This is a genomic window from Pseudomonas sp. LLC-1, assembly GCF_002992185.1.
GTDB lineage: Bacteria > Pseudomonadota > Gammaproteobacteria > Pseudomonadales > Pseudomonadaceae > Aquipseudomonas > Aquipseudomonas monteilii.
In genome coordinates this window covers 276,139-295,265 of record NZ_LUVY01000012.1, presented here as the reverse complement: position 1 = coordinate 295,265, position 19,127 = coordinate 276,139, and the positions used below count along the sequence as shown (strand labels likewise).

General features: G+C 63.5%; 16 protein-coding genes. 7 read left to right on the top strand and 9 right to left on the bottom strand.

Annotation, left to right across the window (positions count from 1 at the left end):
* Positions 1–55: 55 nt before the first annotated feature.
* Positions 56–1,099 (top strand): alpha/beta fold hydrolase, encoded by a 1,044-nt coding sequence (locus A0O30_RS12195; protein WP_105946659.1) that lies wholly within the window; start codon positions 56–58, stop codon positions 1,097–1,099.
* A gap of 290 nt (positions 1,100–1,389) precedes the next feature.
* Positions 1,390–1,575 (top strand): hypothetical protein, encoded by a 186-nt coding sequence (locus A0O30_RS12190; RefSeq protein ID WP_105946658.1) that lies wholly within the window; start codon positions 1,390–1,392, stop codon positions 1,573–1,575.
* Positions 1,576–1,669: 94 nt separating this feature from the next.
* Here A0O30_RS12190 and A0O30_RS12185 read toward each other — a convergent pair whose 3' ends face one another.
* The 6 genes from A0O30_RS12185 to nicC form a co-directional block, all read right to left on the bottom strand.
* Positions 1,670–2,962, bottom strand: coding sequence for an OprD family porin (locus A0O30_RS12185; RefSeq protein ID WP_105946657.1), 1,293 nt, complete (start codon positions 2,960–2,962; stop codon positions 1,670–1,672).
* 139 nt (positions 2,963–3,101) lie between these two features.
* Positions 3,102–4,415, bottom strand: a complete 1,314-nt coding sequence (locus tag A0O30_RS12180) for an MFS transporter (protein ID WP_105946656.1) — start codon at positions 4,413–4,415, stop codon at positions 3,102–3,104.
* Between the two features lie 208 nt (positions 4,416–4,623).
* Positions 4,624–5,265 (bottom strand): N-carbamoylsarcosine amidohydrolase, encoded by a 642-nt coding sequence (locus A0O30_RS12175; protein ID WP_105946655.1) that lies wholly within the window; start codon positions 5,263–5,265, stop codon positions 4,624–4,626.
* 15 nt (positions 5,266–5,280) lie between these two features.
* A complete protein-coding gene (locus tag A0O30_RS12170; protein WP_086977785.1) occupies positions 5,281–6,033 on the bottom strand; it encodes an Asp/Glu racemase in 753 nt (250 codons plus the stop codon).
* Positions 6,034–6,046: 13 nt separating this feature from the next.
* Entirely contained in the window at positions 6,047–6,853 is an 807-nt protein-coding gene (gene nicD, locus A0O30_RS12165; RefSeq protein WP_105946654.1) for an N-formylmaleamate deformylase, read from the bottom strand.
* The gene (gene nicC / locus A0O30_RS12160; protein WP_019096757.1) at positions 6,850–7,998 is read right to left on the bottom strand and encodes a 6-hydroxynicotinate 3-monooxygenase; all 1,149 of its coding nucleotides are present in this window, start codon (positions 7,996–7,998) and stop codon (positions 6,850–6,852) included. Before nicC ends, nicD begins: the two co-directional genes overlap by 4 nt.
* Before the next feature lie 330 nt (positions 7,999–8,328).
* Between nicC and A0O30_RS12155 the strand changes: the two genes are divergently transcribed.
* The 4 genes from A0O30_RS12155 (at position 8,329) to A0O30_RS12135 (ending at position 14,245) form a co-directional block, all read left to right on the top strand.
* On the top strand, positions 8,329–9,381 hold the full coding sequence (locus A0O30_RS12155; RefSeq protein WP_003251118.1) for a 2,5-dihydroxypyridine 5,6-dioxygenase: 1,053 nt from the start codon (positions 8,329–8,331) through the stop codon (positions 9,379–9,381).
* A gap of 70 nt (positions 9,382–9,451) precedes the next feature.
* Entirely contained in the window at positions 9,452–9,928 is a 477-nt protein-coding gene (locus A0O30_RS12150; RefSeq protein WP_105946653.1) for a MarR family winged helix-turn-helix transcriptional regulator, read from the top strand.
* A gap of 283 nt (positions 9,929–10,211) precedes the next feature.
* The gene (locus A0O30_RS12140; protein ID WP_019096755.1) at positions 10,212–10,685 is read left to right on the top strand and encodes a (2Fe-2S)-binding protein; all 474 of its coding nucleotides are present in this window, start codon (positions 10,212–10,214) and stop codon (positions 10,683–10,685) included.
* A complete protein-coding gene (locus A0O30_RS12135; protein WP_105946651.1) occupies positions 10,682–14,245 on the top strand; it encodes a molybdopterin cofactor-binding domain-containing protein in 3,564 nt (1,187 codons plus the stop codon). The genes A0O30_RS12140 and A0O30_RS12135 overlap by 4 nt, the downstream gene beginning before the upstream one ends.
* Before the next feature lie 3 nt (positions 14,246–14,248).
* On the opposite strand, the gene A0O30_RS12130 is transcribed toward A0O30_RS12135, so the two are convergent.
* A complete protein-coding gene (locus A0O30_RS12130; protein ID WP_105946650.1) occupies positions 14,249–14,887 on the bottom strand; it encodes a TetR family transcriptional regulator in 639 nt (212 codons plus the stop codon).
* Between the two features lie 105 nt (positions 14,888–14,992).
* On the opposite strand from A0O30_RS12130, the gene A0O30_RS12125 reads away from it, so the two are divergent.
* Positions 14,993–15,955, top strand: coding sequence for an XdhC family protein (locus tag A0O30_RS12125; RefSeq protein ID WP_105946649.1), 963 nt, complete (start codon positions 14,993–14,995; stop codon positions 15,953–15,955).
* A 262-nt stretch (positions 15,956–16,217) separates the two neighbouring features.
* Here A0O30_RS12125 and salA read toward each other — a convergent pair whose 3' ends face one another.
* Together salA and A0O30_RS12115 are read right to left on the bottom strand one after the other, a co-directional pair.
* Positions 16,218–17,501, bottom strand: coding sequence for a salicylate 1-monooxygenase (gene salA, locus A0O30_RS12120; protein ID WP_105946648.1), 1,284 nt, complete (start codon positions 17,499–17,501; stop codon positions 16,218–16,220).
* Positions 17,502–17,612: 111 nt separating this feature from the next.
* Positions 17,613–18,950: an aromatic acid/H+ symport family MFS transporter gene (locus A0O30_RS12115; protein ID WP_105946647.1), complete on the bottom strand. Its 1,338-nt coding sequence runs from the start codon at positions 18,948–18,950 to the stop codon at positions 17,613–17,615.
* Between the last annotated feature and the right edge of the window lie 177 nt (positions 18,951–19,127).

Here is a 19,127-nt window from a genome sequence, read left to right as displayed (position 1 = left end):
AACTTTACTGGCACACATCAACCCGCCCCACTGGCTCATGCCAAGGAGATGCCCGATGCCCGCCCGCCACTCGACCCACACCCTGTCACGCCGTTTCAACCATGCCCTGCTGGCCTGCGCCGTGCTGCCGCTCGGGCTGATGGCGGCGGCCATGGCCACCGCCGCACCCATACAGCCCCAGCCAGCAAGCGCAGTGGCAGACAGGTTCGGCCCGCTGAAACACATCAACGCGGGCGTGCTCGATGTGGCTTACGTGGAGCAAGGCCCCGCCGATGGCCCGGTGGTGATCCTGCTGCACGGCTGGCCCTACGACATTCACAGCTTCGAGGAAGTTGCACCTGCCCTGGCGGCAAAAGGTTACCGGGTGTTGGTGCCCTACGTGCGCGGCTACGGCCAAACCCGCTTCCTGTCTGCCGCAACGCCACGCAATGCCCAACCCACCGCCCTGGCCAGCGATGTCGTCGCGTTCATGGACGCGCTGCATATCCAGCGTGCAGTACTCGCCGGTTTCGACTGGGGTGCGCGCACTGCCGATATTGTCTCTGCGCTGTGGCCAGAGCGGGTGAAGGCCCTGGTGTCGGTCAGCGGCTACCTGATCAGCAGCCAGGAAGCCGCCAAGGCCCCGCTGCCACCCAGCGCGGAACTTCAGTGGTGGTACCAGTACTACTTCGCCACCCCGCGCGGCCAGGCGGGCTACGAGCAGAACCGCCATGCCTTCGCCAAACTGATCTGGCAAACCGCCTCGCCCAAGTGGGCTTTCGATGACGCCACGTTCGAACGCAGCGCCCAGGCCCTGGATAACCCCGATCAAGTGGCAATTACCGTGCACAACTACCGCTGGCGGCTGGGGCTGGCCCAAGGCGAAACCCGCTATGACCCGCTGGAAGCCAAGCTGGCCAGCTTCCCCGGCATCACTGTACCGACCATTGCCCTGGAGGGCGACGCCAACGGCGCCCCGCACCCGCCTGCAGAAGCGTATGCAAAGCGCTTTACCGGCAAGTACGAGTACCGGCTGATCAGCGGTGGCATTGGCCACAACCTGCCGCAGGAAGCGCCAAAAGCGTTTGCCCAGGCGGTCGTCGATGCGGACCACTTGTAACGCGCAAGCAATTGCTACACGAAGTTGCGAAGGGCACGGCAAGCCATTTACAGGAAATTGCCGAGAGCCAGTAGGGACGAAGCCCCGTTGTGGCCAGGTATCACGCGGGGTTCAGCCAAGATTGAATGAAACGATTTGAAATGCAGCTTGTAGGATCTTTTACCACGCAACGTAGGAGTATTCGCCTCGAAGGGATTTCCCTGTATGAAAGATCAGTTTCTGCAGCAAAATCGAGCTGCTACGGTCCGGTTTTCCTACAACGGCACGGAAGCCCACAGCGTGAGAAAAGCATGGACCCGTACAATGCCTCGGCCCTGAAGCTGCAGAAGAATTTGCTGAACCTGCGCCTTGAGCGCGATCGCCTGAGAAGGGAGGGTAAGCACAACGAAGCGGACGCGTTGGCTGAACCGATCGCCAGGATAGAGGCGGCTATCCAGCAGTTACCGGATGAGTTTAAAACCGCGACTTTGCAGTGACTTCCAGCATGACCTGCTACCCCCACAGGATTGCGCGATAGCTGAAACCAGCGCAAACCTGTGGGAGCACGCAGACGCTTGAGCAATTACGAACTCAGAACAGCTTAACCGTATAACTCAGGATCAGCCGGTTCTCATCAATGTCCGTCCGGTAATTGGAACGCGCCATTACGTTACGCACCCGCACCCCCAACCCGGCCAACGGCCCGCTTTGCACCACATAGGCCAGGTCCAGATCACGTTCCCGATCTCGCCCTTCAAAGCCCAGCCCGGTGTCCACATCCCGCCCTTTCACATAGCGCAAGGTCGACGTCAGGCCCGGAATGCCCAAGGCGACAAAGTTATAGTCGTGCCGCACCTGCCACGACCGCTCCCCCGGCGCCGAAAACTCGTAGGTCGGCAGCGTGTTGCCCATCGGGTTGGTGTTGGCGCCCACCTGGATAAAGCCGTCATCACCGCCAATCTGCTGGTACCCCACGTAGAAGGTATGCCCGCCGGTCTTGGCCGAGAACAGGCTGAACAGTGCGTGATTGTCGTAATCGCCGGCAATCTTGCGCCCGTCCTCACGGGCATCGAAGTAGCCGGCATTCACCCCCAGCGTCCAGTCACCCAACGGCTCGGCATGCTTGAAGCTGTAGAAGCGCTGCTGGTAGATGTCTTCCAGCTGCGCCTGCCATACGCCAACACTGGTGCGGTTGTCATTGAAGGCATAGTCGGCGCCCACGTAGTTGAAACGGTCGCTGGTAAAACGTGCCAGCCGCGCCGGGTTGATCGGGTCGTTGACCAGCGCGTACATCTTCTGGCTGTTGGACGAGTCACGCAGGCTGGTGGAGCGGAACTGCCCGGCATTCAGGGTCAGCCCGGCAAACTCGCGGGACTCCAGCATCGCCCCCTGGTAAGTCGGAGGCAGCAGGCGCAGGTCGCTGAACAGCAGCACGGGCAGGTTTGGCATCAACTCGCCCACCTTCAACTCGGTCTGCGACACCTTGAACTTGATCGCCGCACCCAGGCGGCTGTATTCGTCCGCTGACTTGCCGCTGTCCAGGCTGGGCAACAAGCCGGACTTGGCATGCGCCGGGCTGCTGTCGAGCTTGAAGCCAAGCAGGCCGGTAACATCGACACCGACGCCCAGCGTGCCCTGGGTATAGCCGGAGCTGGCATTGAGGATGAACCCCTGCGCCCACTCCTGGGTACGCGATTGGGTGCTCGCCCCCTTGATGTCGGCGTAGTCACGGCTGAAAAAGTAATTGCGCGCCTGCAGCGTGGCGCGGGCGCCTTCGATGAAACCGGCCTCTTCGGCCGAAGCCTCGGCACACAGCGCGGCGGCAATACAACCGCCGGCCAGGCGCGCAGACGAAGAAAAACGCGGTGCAGTGGAACCTTGCATGGGGCTACTCCTGGATTCGGGCAACAGCCACCCGGCGCGGCGGCCTTGAACGGCCACCGACGTGCAGGTTGCTTTGAGAGAGGATTGGCAGGCGGGCACCCGGCCCGCCTGCACTGCCATCGCGTGAAGCGCTGGGCCGCTAGCGGTTGACCAGCTTCGCCGGCAAGGCAATAACCAGGAAGCAGCTGAGAATCAGGCAGCCGGCAAACACCCACAGTGCCGCGTGAGAAGTACCGGTCAGGTCAGTGACCAGGCCCATCAGCGAGTTGCTGACCAGGCCGGCGATATTGGCCACCGAACAAGCCAGGGCGAAGCCGGTAGCCGCGGCCGTGCCCTTGAGGAAGGTGGCCGGCAGGCTGAAGAACACCGGCACGGCACCGATGATGGCCGCCGAGGCGATGGCGAACAGCACCACGGTCATCACCAGGTTCTGGCTGAACAAGGTACTGCTGGCCATGGCAATCGCACCGATGATGAACGGCACGATGATGTGCCAGCGGCGCTCGCGGTGGCGGTCGGAGCTGGCCCCGATCATCAGCATGCCGGCCAGCGCTGCCAGGCTCGGGATGGCCGTGAGCAGGCCAATGTGGAAGGTATCACTGACGCCTGCATCACGGATGAAGGTCGGCATCCAGAAACCCATGGCATAAGCGCTGAGCAGGATCGAGAAGTCGATACCCCCCAGCATCCACACCTTCAGGTTGAAGAAACCGTCGCGGAAGCTGTGCTTGCTGTCTTTGCCCTCGGCATCGTCGGCGGCCAGGTCTGCCGCCAGTTGGGCCTTGTCGTCAGCCGACAGCCACTTGGCCTGCTGGAAGTGGTTGGGCAGTGCCCAGAACGTGAGGATGCCAAGCAGCACGCTGGGAATCGCCTCCAGCAGGAACAGCCACTGCCAGCCATGCAGGCCGTGCACCTGGTCGAAATGGCCCATGATCCAGCCAGAGATCGGCCCGCCGATCACGCTGGACAACGGCAGCCCGATCATGAACAGGGCGATGATGCGCCCGCGCCGGTAGGTGGGGTACCACATGGTCAGGTAGTACAACACGCCCGGCAGGAAGCCAGCCTCGGCAGCCCCGAGCAGAAACCGCAGGATGTAGAACTGGGTGGTGGTGCTGACGAACATGGTGCAGGCCGACAGCAAGCCCCAGGTGATCATGATGCGGGCGATCCACAGCTTGGCACCAACGCGCTGCAGGATCAGGTTGCTCGGCACTTCGAAGATGATATAGCCGACGAAGAACAGACCGGCACCCAGGCCGTAGGCTGCGGTGCTGAACTGCAGGTCTTCGAGCATTTGCAGCTTGGCGAAACCGACGTTGATGCGGTCGAGGTACGCGGCGAGGTAGCAGAAGCACAGGAAGGGTATTAGCCTCCAGGTGATCTTGCTGTACAGCGCTTTGGTGCCATGGTCGATGTCACTGTGGACCGTGGTTGCATTCGCAATTGGCATTTCCTGTCTCCTGGCGGGCGACTTTGTGGTTGTTTTAAGGCCAGCAGTTTTCGACGCGCCGGGCACCCCGCGCACTATACGCGGCGCGCCCCGGCAACGCCTGAAGACCCCGAGTGCTCCTGCGGGGCGACCGCCCGGACAGCAGGCGGTCATGGACGGGCTTCCGGCACCGTTCCTTGATTGTTATTGGGTAAAGGCCGCCCGGCGTTCAGCCGGCCAGGTGCCGCAGGTGTTGCATGGCGTCCTGCCGGGTAACGACATCCCCATACTTGCTGTCGATGTCGAATAGGTTGGCTTCATGCGGGTCGTTGTGGCGGTCACCCACACACTCACGCACCACGATGGTTCGAAAGCCGTGCTGCATGGCGTCCACCGCACTGGCACGGATGCAGCCGCTGGTGGAGCAGCCGGCCAGCACCACGGTGTCCACGCCTTGAGCATGCAGCAGCGGGGCCAGGCTGGTGCCGAAGAAGGCACTGGCGTACTGCTTGCTCAACACCACCTCCCCCGCCTGCGGTGCGACGGCCTCGCAAAACGCGGCCAGCGGGTTGCCTTCGACCATATCCTTCATCACCGGTGCCTTGCGCACCCACACACCGCCGTCGACAAAATGCGGCGGCTGGTAGCGGATGTTGGTGTGCACCACCAGGGTACCGCAGTCGCGGGCCAGCGCCAGCAGGCCGGCAGCCTGCTCGACCGCCGCGACAACACCCGGGGCATACAGCGGCGCGCCAGGCGTGGTGTAACCCTGCATGAAGTCGATCATCAACAGGGCTGGCTTGCGGCCGAAGCCGATGCGCTGGCCCCACACACCCTGATAGTTGTCACGGGCGCTTTGTGTGTCGCTCATGTCAGCCTCCCGGTTTCAGTAAGCGCCCGACAGCAAGGCACCGGCGCCCGGCACGATCGGCTCCAGGTCCAGCGCCTTGAGCATGGCGTAGGTGGTGGCGATGGCCGCGGTAACCACTGGCTTGCCGGTTTGCGCCTCGACCTTGGCCACGGCTGGCAGCGACTGCATCTGCACGCAGGCCGAGAGCACCACCACATCCACGCCTTCCAGGTTCATGCCGGCGACGATGCCTGGCAGGTTGGCCGGGTCGTGTCGGGCCACGGCGAGGTTGTCGGGGATTTCCAGCGCGCGCCAGTCCTGCACTTCAAAGCCTTCCTCGCGGATGTAGTTCACCACCAGTTCGGTCAGCGGCTTCATGTACGGGGCGACGATGGCAATGCGCTTGGCCTTCATCACATGCAAGGCCTCTACCAGCGCACCGGCACTGGTGATGACCGGTGCCAACGCATCATTGTCGGCAGTGGCCTGTTGCAGGCGCTTTTCCGATTGGCGGTGGTAGCCCAGGCCCATGGCCATGATCGCCACCAGGCAGGCGTAGCCCAGCACATCGACCTTGGCGTCGGACAGCTCCACGGCGCAGCGGTCAGACTCGGCGTCCATCGCGGCCAGCTCTTCCTTCTTTACCTGCTTCATGCGCATGCGGCTGGAATGGAAGGTGAAGCGCTCGGGGCGGATGGCCTGGCGTGCATTGAGCATCGCCGGGATCTCGGTTTCCATGGTGGTGTTGGAACTCGGCACGATCTGGCCGATGCGGTATAGCTGGGTCATGTCTCGTGCTCCGTCAGACGAGGGGTTGGTCGAGGAAGTCGCCAAAGGCGGCGAAGAAGCCTTCAAGGTCATCCCAAGGGATCATGTGGCCGGCGTTGTCTACCTGTACCACCTGGATATCCGGCTTCAGCTCGCGGATTTCGGCTATGTCGTGGGGCTCGATCACCCCGCCGCGCCCCGCCACCATCAGCAGCGCCGGCTGGCGCACGGCAGGCAGGTCCTGGTGGATATCCACCTCGTGGAAGTCATCGAAGGCGCGCACGATTGCCGGCTCGTAACAGGTGTGCAGCCACTCGGCGCGCAGGGCCAGTTGCTCGTCGCTCCAGGTGGCACAGAAGGCGCGCATGTCGTCGCCGCTCATGCCAACCGTGGCCTGGCGGATGGAATCGACATACCACGGCAACTTGCTCGGGTAGGCGCGGCGCCCCGGCCCGGATACCGGCGGGTCGACCAGCACCAGCCGCTGCAACCCCGGCGCCCCTTGGGCAGCTGCACGAATGGCAAAGCGCGCGCCCATCGAGTGCCCGACCAGGTGATAGCTGCCCAGGCCCAGCGCAGCAGCAAACGCGGGGATGTCTGCGGCACAGGCGTCCGTGCCGTAATCCAGCCCTGGCCCGCTCTCAGACAGGCCGCGCCCACGCACATCCAGCACATAGGTATCGAAGTACTGGCCAAGGCGCTCGGCCACGAAGCCCCAGGTAACCGCCGGGCTGGTGATGCCCGGCACCAGGATCAACGCAGGGCCCTTGCCGCCGTAGCGCAGGTAATGCTGGCGGATGCCATTGGCGCTGACGTTGCCGCCGGCGACGAAGGTACTCATGCCGCCTCCCCGCTTTTAAGCGGCTGCCCGTAGAGGTCGTAGCCGTAGACCCAGGCCGGGTCTTCCTGGGTGTAGAGCCAGGTGTTGGCGTTGGATACCGACTGCACCTGCGATGCCCGCTCCTTGCGGTTGGCTTCGTACAGGGCGAACGCGGTGCGGTGGTCGGACAGCCCGGTCTCTTGCAGGCAGCGGGTCAGCATGGCCGCATCCTCGATGGCCATGCAGGCACCCTGGGCCATGTGTGGCTTCATCGGGTGGCAGGCGTCACCCAGCATGACCAGGCGGCCACGGCTCCACAGCGGCAACGGATTGCGGTTGCGCAGCGGCCACTTGGTGATCGATTCGGTCGCGTCGATCAGCTTCTGCACGGTGGGGTGGTAACCCTCGAAGGCGGCGCGCATTTCCTCCTGGCTGCTGTCCACATAAGCGCCCTGGAAGTCCCAGGCTTCATGCGGTACACCGGTGACGAAGTAGTACTCGTCACGCTTGCCGGTGGTGTAGTAGACCATCATGTGGCGGTCTTCGGACCACCACTTCACGCAGGGCTCGAACACATCGGCATGCTGCGCCAGGTTCACCCCGCGGATCAGTGCCCGGTGCGCGACCCAACCGCTGTAGTTCGGCGCTTCAGCGCCCAGCAGTTCTTCGCGGATCTTCGAATGGATGCCGTCGGCACCGATGACGATGTCGGCCACGGTGTGCGTGCCGTCGGCGAAGTCCAGGCGCACCTGGTCGCCTTCGTCGACAATCTTTTGCAGGCGCTTGCCGAAGTGCACGGTGCCCGGCTTGATCGCGTCGATCTGCAGCGCGTGCAGGTCGCCACGGTGAATGGTGATGTAGGCGGCGCCGTACTCGCGACGGGCATATTCGCCCAGCGGAATGCGCGACAGGTAATCACCGGTATTGCCGTCGCGGCTGAACCAGAAGTCCGGGTGCGAGCCCATCAGCTCCAGCTTCTGCTCCAGCCCCATGCGGCGGAAGATTTTCATCACGTTAGGGCCGATATGAATGCCCGCGCCAAGGCGGGTGAACTCCGGCGCCTGCTCGAACACCTCGACATCGAACCCGGCCTGTTGCAGCAACGTGGCGGCGGCTGCCCCACCCAGACCCGCACCGACGATTGCGATTTTCTGCCTACCCCGCATGGGTATTTCTCCTCTTGTTCTGATGTGTGGCCGGCGGCTCGACCGCCTGACGATTTAGAGCGTATACGCTGTAATTGAATTTTGAAAAGAGGGGCAGGCAAATATTTTTCAAACAACTGATCGAAAAGCATGACCAGCGAATTGTTACCGTAATTACTGGGCAAATGTGTGGATAGGTAACGTTTTACAGATAACTTGCGCTTGTCGGCGGGATGCGCTTTCATCTGCAAAAGTATGGTGTACACACTATTAATTTGCACCGAGTTGAAGCGCCAGGCACCGCCTTGGTGCAGCACCTCTCCCCCATCAACGCCGCCCAGGAGAACCCCAATGCCGGTGAGCAATGCGCAACTGACCCAGATGTTCGAGCACGTACTGAAGCTGTCCCGCGTGGACGAGACGCAGAGCGTCGCCGTGCTCAAGAGCCACTACTCCGACCCGCGCACGGTCAACGCGGCGATGGAAGCTGCGCAGCGCCTGAAGGCCAAGGTGTATGCGGTGGAGCTGCCCGCGTTCAACCACCCCACGGCGATGGGCAATGACATGACCGCCTACTGCGGCGACACCGCGCTTACCGGCAACCTGGCGGCACAACGGGCACTGGAAGCGGCCGACCTGGTCGTCGACACCATGATGCTGCTGCACTCGCCCGAGCAGGAGCAGATTCTCAAGACCGGCACGCGCATCCTGCTGGCCGTAGAGCCGCCGGAAGTGCTGGCGCGCATGCTGCCGACCGAAGACGACAAGCGCCGAGTCCTGGCTGCCGAAACCCTGCTGAAACAGGCGCGCAGCATGCATGTGCGGTCCAAGGCCGGCAGCGACTTCCACGCCCCGCTCGGCCAGTACCCGGCCGTGACCGAATACGGCTATGCCGACGAGCCGGGGCGCTGGGACCACTGGCCCAGCGGCTTCCTGTTCACCTGGCCGAACGAGGACAGCGCCGAGGGCACGCTGGTGCTGGACGTGGGGGACATCATCCTGCCGTTCAAGAACTACTGCCGCGAGCGCATCACCCTGGAGATCGAGAAAGGCTTCATCACCGGCATTCATGGCGGCTTCGAGGCCGAGTACCTGCGTGACTACATGAAATACTTCAACGACCCCGAGGTGTACGGCATTTCGCACATCGGCTGGGGCCTGCAGCCACGCGCGCAGTGGACGGCCATGGGCCTGCACGACCGCAACGATGGCATGTGCATGGACGCCCGCGCCTTCTACGGCAACTTCCTGTTCTCCACCGGCCCCAACACCGAGGTCGGCGGCAAGCGCAAGACCCCGTGCCACCTGGACATTCCGCTGCGCAATTGCGACATCTACCTGGATGACAAGGCCGTGGTCCTGGCCGGCGACGTGGTAGCACCAGAGGAGTCGCGGGCAAGATAGTGGTTATACTGGCCGGGCGCTCCGCTATTGGCGGCCGGCCAGCCTCTTTTCACCCAGCCCAAGCCATCCTATGTCAAAAAAAACCACCCCCAGCAGCGCCCCGCTTGACAACACCCCCTACGACGTTACCGAACAGGTCGGCCACTTGCTGCGCAAGGCCTACCAGCGGCACACGGCGATCTTCCAGCAGCAGGCTTGCGACCCGCAGCTGACCTCGATCCAGTTCGTCACCCTGTGCGCCCTGCGCGACCACGGCCCCAGCTCCCAGGCCGAGCTGATCAAGGCCACTGCGGTCGACCAGGCAACCATCCGCGGCATCGTCGACCGCTTGAAGGCACGCGAACTGGTGCAGTTGTCGCCAGACCCGAGCGACCGACGCAAGGTTATCGTTGAACTCACCGTCAGCGGTGCTGCCTTGCTGGACGAAATGATCCCCTGCGCCCGGCAGATCAGCGAGCTGAGCATGGGCAGCCTGAATGCCGGTGAACGCGTGGCCATCCTGTACCTGCTGCGCAAGATGATCGACAGCGACGAAAGCGCTGGCTGAAGCCACTCCCGGACAAGACCTGCCCAAAGCCCAGAATCTTGCGCGGTCACTGTGGGAGCGGGCATGCCCGCGAAGCGAGCGACGCGGTGTATGGCACCGGCTTCGCCGGTGTTCGCGGGCTCGCCCGCTCCCACAGGTACCCCACCGCCTCTGAGGCACTCCCCTTCAAAACCATCCCTGGCCTGCTTCTTGCTCACTCATTTCATGTAGTGAGTACTTACCGAATTTCTCTCTTCATTTGAGTCCTTCGGTAGCGCAAGCAACCTCCAGAGATGAGCCAATAATGCAAACAACCCTCTCCCTGCGGGTCAACGGCCAAGCCGTCGAAACCAGCGCCGCGCCCGACACACCGCTGCTGCTGGTCCTGCGCAACGACCTGTGCCTGAACGGCCCCAAGTACGGCTGCGGCCTGGGCGAATGCGGGGCGTGCACGGTGATCATCGACGGCGTGGCTGCCCGCTCGTGTGTCATTCCCTTGGCCGGCGCCGAGGGCCGTGACATCACCACCCTCGAAGGGCTGGGCAGCAAGGCCGCGCCGCACGCAGTGCAACAGGCGTTCATCGACGAACAGGCCGCCCAGTGCGGTTACTGCATGAACGGCATGATCATGACCGCCAAGGCCTTGCTCGACCGCATCCCAAACCCCAGCGACGAACAGATCCGCAATGAACTGCGCGGCAACCTGTGCCGCTGTGGCACCCACGTCGAAATCCTGCGCGCCGTGCGCCGCGCTGCCCAGACCCGGAGCAAAGCATGAACCACTCTCAACAGGTGCCCAGCCGCGACCAGTTGCTGGCCAAGGCCGGCGTGTTGCTGATCGTCGACCAGATCACCCCGCCTTCCGGCCCCGTGGCCAAGGGCGTGACGCCCGTGGTCAAGGAACGCGAACTGGCGTTGTTCATCGCCGTCAGCGACGACGGCCTGGTCTACGCCTTCAACGGCCACGTCGACCTAGGCACCGGCATTCGCACCTCGCTGGCGCAGATCGTTGCCGAAGAACTGGACCTGCGCATGGACCAGGTACACATGGTGCTGGGCGACACCGAGCGGGCGCCGAACCAGGGCGCAACCATTGCCAGCGCTACCTTGCAGATTTCCGCCGTGCCTTTGCGCAAAGCGGCGGCCACGGCGCGGCGTTTTTTGCTGCAACAGGCCGCGCAACGGCTTGCTTGCGCCCCCGAAGCCCTGCGCATTGAAGAAGGCGCGGTGATCGCCAGCAATGGCAGTACACTGAGCTTTGCCGAACTGGTGCAAGGCGAAAACCATCAGCTGTACATCGCCGACGATGCGCCGCTCAAGGCCATTGAGGACTACCGCCTGGTCGGGCGCAGTGCCGCTCGGGTGGACATCCCCGGCAAGGCCACTGGCGAGCTGACCTACGTGCATGACATGCGCCTGCCCGACATGTTGCACGGCCGGGTCATCCGCCCACCGTACGCCGGCCACGACAGCGGTGACTTCGTCGGCAACAGCCTGCTGGCGGTCGATGAAGCCTCCATCGCCCACGTGCCCGGCGTGGTCGCGGTGGTGGTCATCCGCGACTTTGTCGGCGTGGTGGCCGAGCGCGAGGAACAGGCCATTCGCGCCGCCCATGACCTGAAAGTCAGCTGGAAGCCCTTTACTGCCAAGCTGCCTGACCTCAGCGATGTCGCCCAGGCCATCCGCGATAACCCGCGTGTGCAACGCACCGTGCTGGACAAGGGTGATGTCGATGGCGGCATTGCCAATGCCAGCCAGCGCCTTAGCCGCAGTTACTTGTGGCCTTACCAGTTGCATGCCTCTATCGGCCCCTCCTGCGCACTGGCCGATTTCACTGAAGGGCTGATCCGCGTGTGGTCCGGCACACAAAACCCGCACCTGCTGCGCGCCGACCTGGCCTGGCTGCTGGAGTGCGCCGAAGACCGCATCGAAATCATCCGCATGGAGGCTGCTGGCTGCTATGGCCGCAACTGCGCCGACGATGTGTGCGCCGATGCGGTGCTGCTGTCGCGTGCCGTGCAGCGCCCGGTGCGGGTGCAGCTGACGCGCGAGCAGGAACATGTGTGGGAGCCCAAAGGCACCGCACAGTTGATGGAAATCGACGGCGGCCTGAACGCCGACGGCAGCGTGGCCGCCTACGACTTCCAGACCAGCTACCCGTCCAACGGCGCCCCAACCCTGGCGCTGCTACTGACCGGCGCCGTGGAACCGGTGCCGGCACTGTTCGAGATGGGCGACCGTACCTCGATCCCGCCGTATGACTACGAGCACATGCGCGTCACCATCAACGACATGACGCCGCTGGTGCGCGCCTCGTGGATGCGCGGTGTGTCGGCCATGCCCAACAGCTTCGCCCACGAGTCGTACATTGACGAATTGGCCTTTGCTGCTGGCGTCGACCCGGTCGAATACCGCCTCAGGCACCTGTCCGACCCGCGTGCCATCGACCTGGTCAAGGCCACCGCCGAACGCGCCGCGTGGCAGCCGCATACCGAGCCCATGCAAACGCCGGCCGAAGGCGATGTGCTGCGCGGCAGGGGCTTTGCCTACGCACGCTACATCCACAGCAAGTTTCCCGGCTTCGGCGCGGCCTGGGCGGCGTGGGTGGCTGATGTCGCGGTAGACCGGCGCACCGGCGAGGTCGCCGTCACCCGCGTGGTGATCGGCCACGATGCCGGGATGATGGTCAACCCGGAGGGCGTGCGACACCAGATCCACGGCAACGTCATCCAGTCCACCAGCCGGGTGCTCAAGGAACAAGTCAGCTTTGAAGAATCGACCGTGGCCAGCAAGGAATGGGGCGGCTACCCGATCCTGACCTTCCCCGAGTTGCCAGCCATTGACGTGATGATGCTGCCGCGCCAGCACGAACCGCCGATGGGCAGTGGCGAGTCGGCCTCGGTACCCAGCGCGGCCGCCATCGCCAACGCCATTTTCGACGCCACCGGCATCCGCTTTCGCGAACTGCCGATCACGGCGGAACGGGTGCGCGCCGCGCTCGGTGGCGAGGGCCAGGGGCCTGATGCACCCACACAGGAACACCCCACAAAGAAACGCTCGAAGTGGTGGTTCGGCTCGCTGGCCGGGGTAGTGGGCGCCGCCCTGGGCATGCTCGCCACCGCCCTGCCCTGGCGCGCTGAAATCGCCCCGGTAACCCCGCCTGGTGCCGGCAGCTGGAGCGCGGCGATGCTCGAACGCGGGCGCCAGGTGGCGGCAGCCGGTGACTGCGCCGTGTGCCACACGGTCAGCGGCGGTAAGGTCAATGCGGGTGGGCTGGCGATGGAAACGCCGTTCGGCACGCTGTACAGCACCAACATCACCCCCGACCCGGAAACCGGCATTGGCCGCTGGTCATTCGCCGCCTTCGAGCGGGCCATGCGCGAAGGCATCAGCCGCGATGGCCGGCACCTCTACCCGGCCTTCCCCTACACCTCGTTTCGCAACATCAACGATGCCGACATGCAGGCGCTGTATGCCTACCTGATGTCGCAAACCCCGGTACGCCAAGCGGCGCCCGCCAACGACATGCGCTTCCCGTTCAACCAGCGGCCGCTGATGGCGGGCTGGAATGCGCTGTTTCTGCAACGCGGCGAATACCAGCCCGACCCGCAACGCAGCGCGCAGTGGAACCGTGGCGCCTACCTGGTCGACGGACTGGGCCACTGCACAGCCTGCCACTCACCGCGCAACCTGATGGGCGCGGAAAAAGGCGGCGGCAGCTACCTTGCCGGTGGCATGGTCGATGGCTGGGAGGCGCCGGCCCTGAATGCCCTGGGCAAGTCGGCAACGCCGTGGAGCGAGGACGAACTGTTCAGCTACCTGAGCACCGGCTTTTCCGAAAAGCACGGCGTGGCGGCAGGCCCGATGGGGCCAGTGGTCAGCGAGTTGGCCACATTGCCCAAAAGCGACGTACGCGCCATCGCCCATTACCTCAGCTCGCTCGACGGCGAGCCTGCGACGCTTGCAGCCAAAGCTGCACCGCAAGCAGATATCCAGGTGTCGCTGAGCAACGGTGAGCGGGTATTCAAGGGCGCGTGTCTGGCCTGCCACAGCGATGGCCTGGGGCCGAAGCTGTTTGGTGTCAGCCCGTCGATGGCGGTGAACAGCAACGTCCACAGCGACCTGCCGGACAACCTGCTGCGCGTGGTGCTGCACGGCATACCCACCCCGGCAACCCGCGACCTGGGCTACATGCCCGGCTTCAAGGACAGCCTGTCGGACCGACAGGTCGCCGACCTGGCCGCCTACCTGCGCCAGCGCTTCGCCACCGACAAACCGGCCTGGCAAGGGCTGGCAGCCAAGGCCGCGCAAATACGCGCCAACCCTGGCAGCCACTGAAGGTCAGCGGCGCAACCCGCGCAGGGCCAGGTCGCTGATGAAGGCCAGCCAATCGGCCTTGGCCTGCGGGTCGGCCAGGTCCACGGCCAGGAACGAGCTGAGGGTATGGCGGTTGGAATTATAGAAATAGCAGAGCGAGGCAATCATCAGGTAGGCGTGGGTGATGTCGATGTCGTCGCGGAACAGGCCCTTGGCCTGGCCCGCCTCGATGATCGGCCGCAGCACGCCGACCGCCTCGCCGGACAATGCCTTGAGGTTTTGCGACTTGCGCGCGTGCTGGCCCTGGTGAAGGTTTTCGGTGGCCAGGATGGTGACAAATTCGGGGTGACGCACGTAGTAGTCCCAGATGAACGCCACCAGCTCACGCAGGGCTTTTTCCGGGTCGGCCAGGTCGATGCGCAGCTTGGCTTCGGCCTGGTTGAAGCTGGCGTAGATGTGCTCCAGCACACTGATGAACAGCTTTTCCTTGTTGCCGAAGTAGTAATAGATCATCCGGTCGTTGGACTTGGCCAGCGTGGAGATCTGCTCGATACGCCCACCGGTGAAGCCTTCCTTGCTGAAGACCTTCACCGCGGCCTTGAGGATGTTGTCCCGGGTGCGGTCGGCCTGTTGGGCGCGTACACCGGTTTTGCGAGTTTGCATGTCGGTCCCTGTGGGGCTGGCCAGATACCCAACACTGCCACAGACGTTGGGCCATTGCGCGGCTTTTTCGGCTGGGCTGAGACGATATGAGCGAGGTAGCGGAGCATGCAGCATCTCGACCTGCAGGTGATCGACAAGGCCCTGCAATGGGCCAGGGCCGGGGACACGGTGTGGCTGTGCACGGTGTTGTCCACTTATGGCTCAGCCCCTCGCTCGCCCGGGGCGATGCTGGCTTGCCGCAGCGCACAGGATTGGGTCGGTTCATTGTCTGGCGGCTGTGTCGAAGAGGAATTTCTCGGCAACCTGGCGCAAGGTGCATTTACCCGGCAGGCACAGGTGGTGCGCTATGGCGATGGCCAGGAACAGAGCCGGCGCTTGCGCCTGCCTTGCGGTGGCGTACTGGTGGTGCTGGTGGAGCGGCGACAGGCGGACGGCGCATGGCTGGAACACCTGCAATCGCTGCGCGGGGCGCTGTTGGGCCAGCAGCGGGTAACGCGCAAGGTCAGTTTGCCGGCAGGTGATTTCAGCTTGCATGGCGACAACAGCGTGGCCGTGCGCATGGACGAAAGCGCCGTGCATATCGGCATCGGCCCCGCGCTGCGGCTGGTGCTGGCAGGGCTGTCGCCCGTCGCCGAAGCCTGCGCCGACATTGCCCGCACGCTGGGCTGCGAAGTCATCGCCTGCGACCCACGTGAAGAGATGGCGCATGTCGAAATCGAGGGCGCACAGATGCACCGGGTGCTGCCCTCGCTGTTTATCGCGGCGGGTGGTTGCCATGCGGCTACAGCAGTGGTCGCATTGACCCATGATCCGAAAATCGATGATCTGGCGTTGATGGAAGCGGTGCATACCCCGGCGTTCTACATCGGCGCAATGGGCTCGTCGGCCACTTCGGCCAAGCGCGCCGAGCGATTACAGCGGATTGGCGGACTGACCGACAAGCAGATTGAACGGCTGCACATGCCCATCGGGCTGGACCTGGGCAGCAAGTCGCCAGCGGAGATCGCGCTGGCGGTGATGGCAGATGTACTGCGGGTGTACCGGGGCAAGGCGCGGGATGCGTTGTAATGTTGAATTCCAGCCATTTGTAGGAGCGGCTTTAGCCTAATGCCAGTCAGTTAAGGTTATTGGGGCCGCTTTGCGGCCCATCGCCGGCAAGCCAGGCTCCCACAGGTACAGCGCATGGTTTGAGTGCGATGCGGTCGGTGTGGGAGCTGGCTTGCCGGCGATGGGCTGCGCAGCAGCCCCGATTCGCTTAACTGACTGGCATTAGGCTTTAGCCGCGAACACCGGCAAAGCCGGTGCCAGGCGCCACCGCCCTCTCAACCCATCAGGCAGCCTGCACCTGCATCCCCAACAACTGCCTTGCCTGCTTCAGGTCATCCTGCAAATCATGGTTCCACAACCAATCGAACCGCTCACCCAGCACCTTGCCCAGCACCTGCGGATCGTCCAGCACGGCAGGGTCACGAAACTCATATAGCTCACCCGCCTCCCACGAGGTGCGTTGCACCCGGCATGCGCGCGGGCGCCGCACCGCGTCATATGCCTGCAGCACCGCTTGCGGGCTACCTTGTAAAACAGCCGGGTCAGCCAACAGCCGCGCCAGCAACCATGCATCCTCCAGCCCCTGCCCTGCCCCTGCCCCCTGGTGCGGCAGCATGGCGTGAGCTGCATCGCCAATCAGCCCAACCCGGCCATGGCTGTACCCCGGCAATTCGGCAAGGTCGTGCAGCGCCCACAACGACGGCGTCTTGATGCTCTCCAACAGCACCTGCGCCGCATCGCCCCAGCCTTCGAACGCCTTCAGCATTTCTGCCTGCGTTGCCTGGCGCACCCAAGGCGCATCGCTCGGCCATGCCGGGTTCGGCTGGCTGCGGTCCGACACAAACGCCACCACGTTGATCAACCGTCCCTGTTTGACCGGGAAGGTCAGGATATGGCGGTCGAGCCCCAGGTACATCTGCGGCACATCGATCAGATGCTCACCAATGCCACGCGCCCAATAGGCCTCGCGCAACTGCTCGCTGTCGATCAGCCCGCGGTAGGCGCACGTGCCACTGAACCGAGGCGAAACTCGCGACACGCCCAGTCCATCAAGCACATGGTCACGGATCGACGACTTGATACCATCGGCACCGATCAGCAAATCGCAGTGGTGTTCCGTGCCATCGGTAAAGCACACACGCACCCGCTCCCCCACTTGCTCGACCCGCTGAGCACGCTTGCCGAACTGGGCGATGCCTGCCGGCAACTGGCTGGCCAACGCATCGAGAAAGTCGGCCCGGTGCACCGACGACTGACCGACGCCCTGCGCCACGCTGCTGCCCAGGTACTGCGCATCGCGCCCGTCCCGCCACTCGAACCACACGTCCTGCCACGGCGCCGGCGTGCTGTCGGCAATTTTGGCGTAGGGCTCGGCAATGCCCAAACCGGCGATGGCACGCACGGCATTGGCACCAAACGACACGCCCGCGCCCACTTCACCAAAGGCAGCGGCCGATTCGAACAATTGAACGTTCAGGTGTGCATGGCGGCAAAGGTCGAGCGCAAGTGCAACACCTGCGATACCCCCACCAATAATGGAAACTTCAAGCGCAGTAGCGTTGTGCATTGCAAGGTACCTCGGGGCTGATTGTTATTGGAATACGCCAATCATTACGGCTGGCCCACCCTTGATAAATACTGCGAAACCCATAACTGGCATCACCCGCCTGAATATCCCTCAGCCGGGTAGTTGCCGAGCGCTGCGAATACCGGGTGTGCCAGCCTGACGCCGGATGAACAGCAGAACAGCCACTGCGCCGATGGCACCGGGTAGGGCAAACGCCAGGAAGCTGCTTTGATAAGGCAAGTTGGCGCCATGCAGCACTCCGCCCAACAGCGGCCCGACAATCGCGCCAAGCCGCCCTATCCCCATCGCCCAGCCAAGGCCGGTGGAACGTATGTGCGACGGGTAGTACTGCACCGCACAGGCATTGGCCAGAATCTGCGTGCCGATGGTAGAAGCACCCGCCACCGCAATAAGCAGGTAAAGCACTGCCGCCGGAGCCTTGAGCGCAAGCAGGCTGAGGGATAACGCCCCGCAGGCGAAGAAACACAACAACACGTTGGCGATTCCGATACGGTCGCCCAACCAGCCACCTGCTATCGCACCAATGATGGCGCCCGAGTTGAGCACCAACAAAAACGCCAGGCTTGAATTGAGCCCGTAGCCGGCACTGCTCATCAATTTGGGCAGCCATGAACTCAGGGCATAAACCATCAGCAGGCAGCAGAAAAATGCGACCCACAACGCAAGCGTGTTGAACGCACGGCCTTCTTTGAATATTTCGCGAATTGATACGTTTGCCCCACGCGCAGAGGCCTGGGCGAGTTGATCATTGCAATCTGGCAGATAAGTCGGCGTCGCTTGCGCCAGCAAAGCCCTGGCCCGTTCGGTCTGCCCGCTGCGCAATAAAAAGTTCATGGACTCTGGCAACTGGCTGATCAGCAATGGCAGCAACAACAACGGGATCACTGCCACATAGAACACGGCCTGCCACCCCCATTGTGGAATGAACAGCATGCCCAGCCCGGCCGACAACATGCCGCCCAGCGAATAGCCGCTGAACATGATTGCCACCAAGGTGCTGCGCAACTTGCCGGGGGCGTATTCGTTCATCAACGCGACCACATTGGGCATGACGCCACCGATGCCAAGCCCGGCAACGAAACGGCACAGGGCAAAGGTTTCGGGGGACGTGGCCAGCCCATTCAGCGCGGTGATGCCGCTGAACAGCAACACGCAGGCCATGATGGTCTTGCGCCGCCCGATGCGGTCCGAGAGCGAACCGAAGAACAGCGCCCCCACCATCATCCCGACCAGCGCACAACTGCCCAAGGCCCCCGCTTGCACGGCGCTCAGGTTCCATTCGCTCATCAGCGAGGGCAACACCACGCCATAGATCACCAGGTCGTAGCCATCGAAGATGATGATAAGCGCGCACCAGAACAGTAACCGCGCGTGAAAGGCATTGAACCGGGCCCCGTCCAACAGGGCCGCTGCATTGATGTTTCGCATGGCATCGCTCGTTCTTGTAATTGTTATGGGTGGGGCAAGCCCCTGATTGACTAGCGAGCACCATCATGAACAAGGCGCAACACCGCTCCTATGCAGCCACCCGAATAGTGGCTATTTCGGGTGTGAATACTGCTTATGCATACCCAGCAAGTCTGGTTTCGGGTAGCGTTGTATCGG

What these genes read in the sequence shown, in the direction of transcription:
- A0O30_RS12195 (WP_105946659.1), top strand. Translation starts at nt 56, where the DNA reads ATGCCCGCCCGCCACTCGACCCACACCCTGTCACGCCGTTTCAACCAT.
- A0O30_RS12190 (WP_105946658.1), top strand. Translation starts at nt 1,390, where the DNA reads ATGGACCCGTACAATGCCTCGGCCCTGAAGCTGCAGAAGAATTTGCTG.
- A0O30_RS12185 (WP_105946657.1), bottom strand. Translation starts at nt 2,962, where the DNA reads ATGCAAGGTTCCACTGCACCGCGTTTTTCTTCGTCTGCGCGCCTGGCC.
- A0O30_RS12180 (WP_105946656.1), bottom strand. Translation starts at nt 4,415, where the DNA reads ATGCCAATTGCGAATGCAACCACGGTCCACAGTGACATCGACCATGGC.
- A0O30_RS12175 (WP_105946655.1), bottom strand. Translation starts at nt 5,265, where the DNA reads ATGAGCGACACACAAAGCGCCCGTGACAACTATCAGGGTGTGTGGGGC.
- A0O30_RS12170 (WP_086977785.1), bottom strand. Translation starts at nt 6,033, where the DNA reads ATGACCCAGCTATACCGCATCGGCCAGATCGTGCCGAGTTCCAACACC.
- nicD (WP_105946654.1), bottom strand. Translation starts at nt 6,853, where the DNA reads ATGAGTACCTTCGTCGCCGGCGGCAACGTCAGCGCCAATGGCATCCGC.
- nicC (WP_019096757.1), bottom strand. Translation starts at nt 7,998, where the DNA reads ATGCGGGGTAGGCAGAAAATCGCAATCGTCGGTGCGGGTCTGGGTGGG.
- A0O30_RS12155 (WP_003251118.1), top strand. Translation starts at nt 8,329, where the DNA reads ATGCCGGTGAGCAATGCGCAACTGACCCAGATGTTCGAGCACGTACTG.
- A0O30_RS12150 (WP_105946653.1), top strand. Translation starts at nt 9,452, where the DNA reads ATGTCAAAAAAAACCACCCCCAGCAGCGCCCCGCTTGACAACACCCCC.
- A0O30_RS12140 (WP_019096755.1), top strand. Translation starts at nt 10,212, where the DNA reads ATGCAAACAACCCTCTCCCTGCGGGTCAACGGCCAAGCCGTCGAAACC.
- A0O30_RS12135 (WP_105946651.1), top strand. Translation starts at nt 10,682, where the DNA reads ATGAACCACTCTCAACAGGTGCCCAGCCGCGACCAGTTGCTGGCCAAG.
- A0O30_RS12130 (WP_105946650.1), bottom strand. Translation starts at nt 14,887, where the DNA reads ATGCAAACTCGCAAAACCGGTGTACGCGCCCAACAGGCCGACCGCACC.
- A0O30_RS12125 (WP_105946649.1), top strand. Translation starts at nt 14,993, where the DNA reads ATGCAGCATCTCGACCTGCAGGTGATCGACAAGGCCCTGCAATGGGCC.
- salA (WP_105946648.1), bottom strand. Translation starts at nt 17,501, where the DNA reads ATGCACAACGCTACTGCGCTTGAAGTTTCCATTATTGGTGGGGGTATC.
- A0O30_RS12115 (WP_105946647.1), bottom strand. Translation starts at nt 18,950, where the DNA reads ATGCGAAACATCAATGCAGCGGCCCTGTTGGACGGGGCCCGGTTCAAT.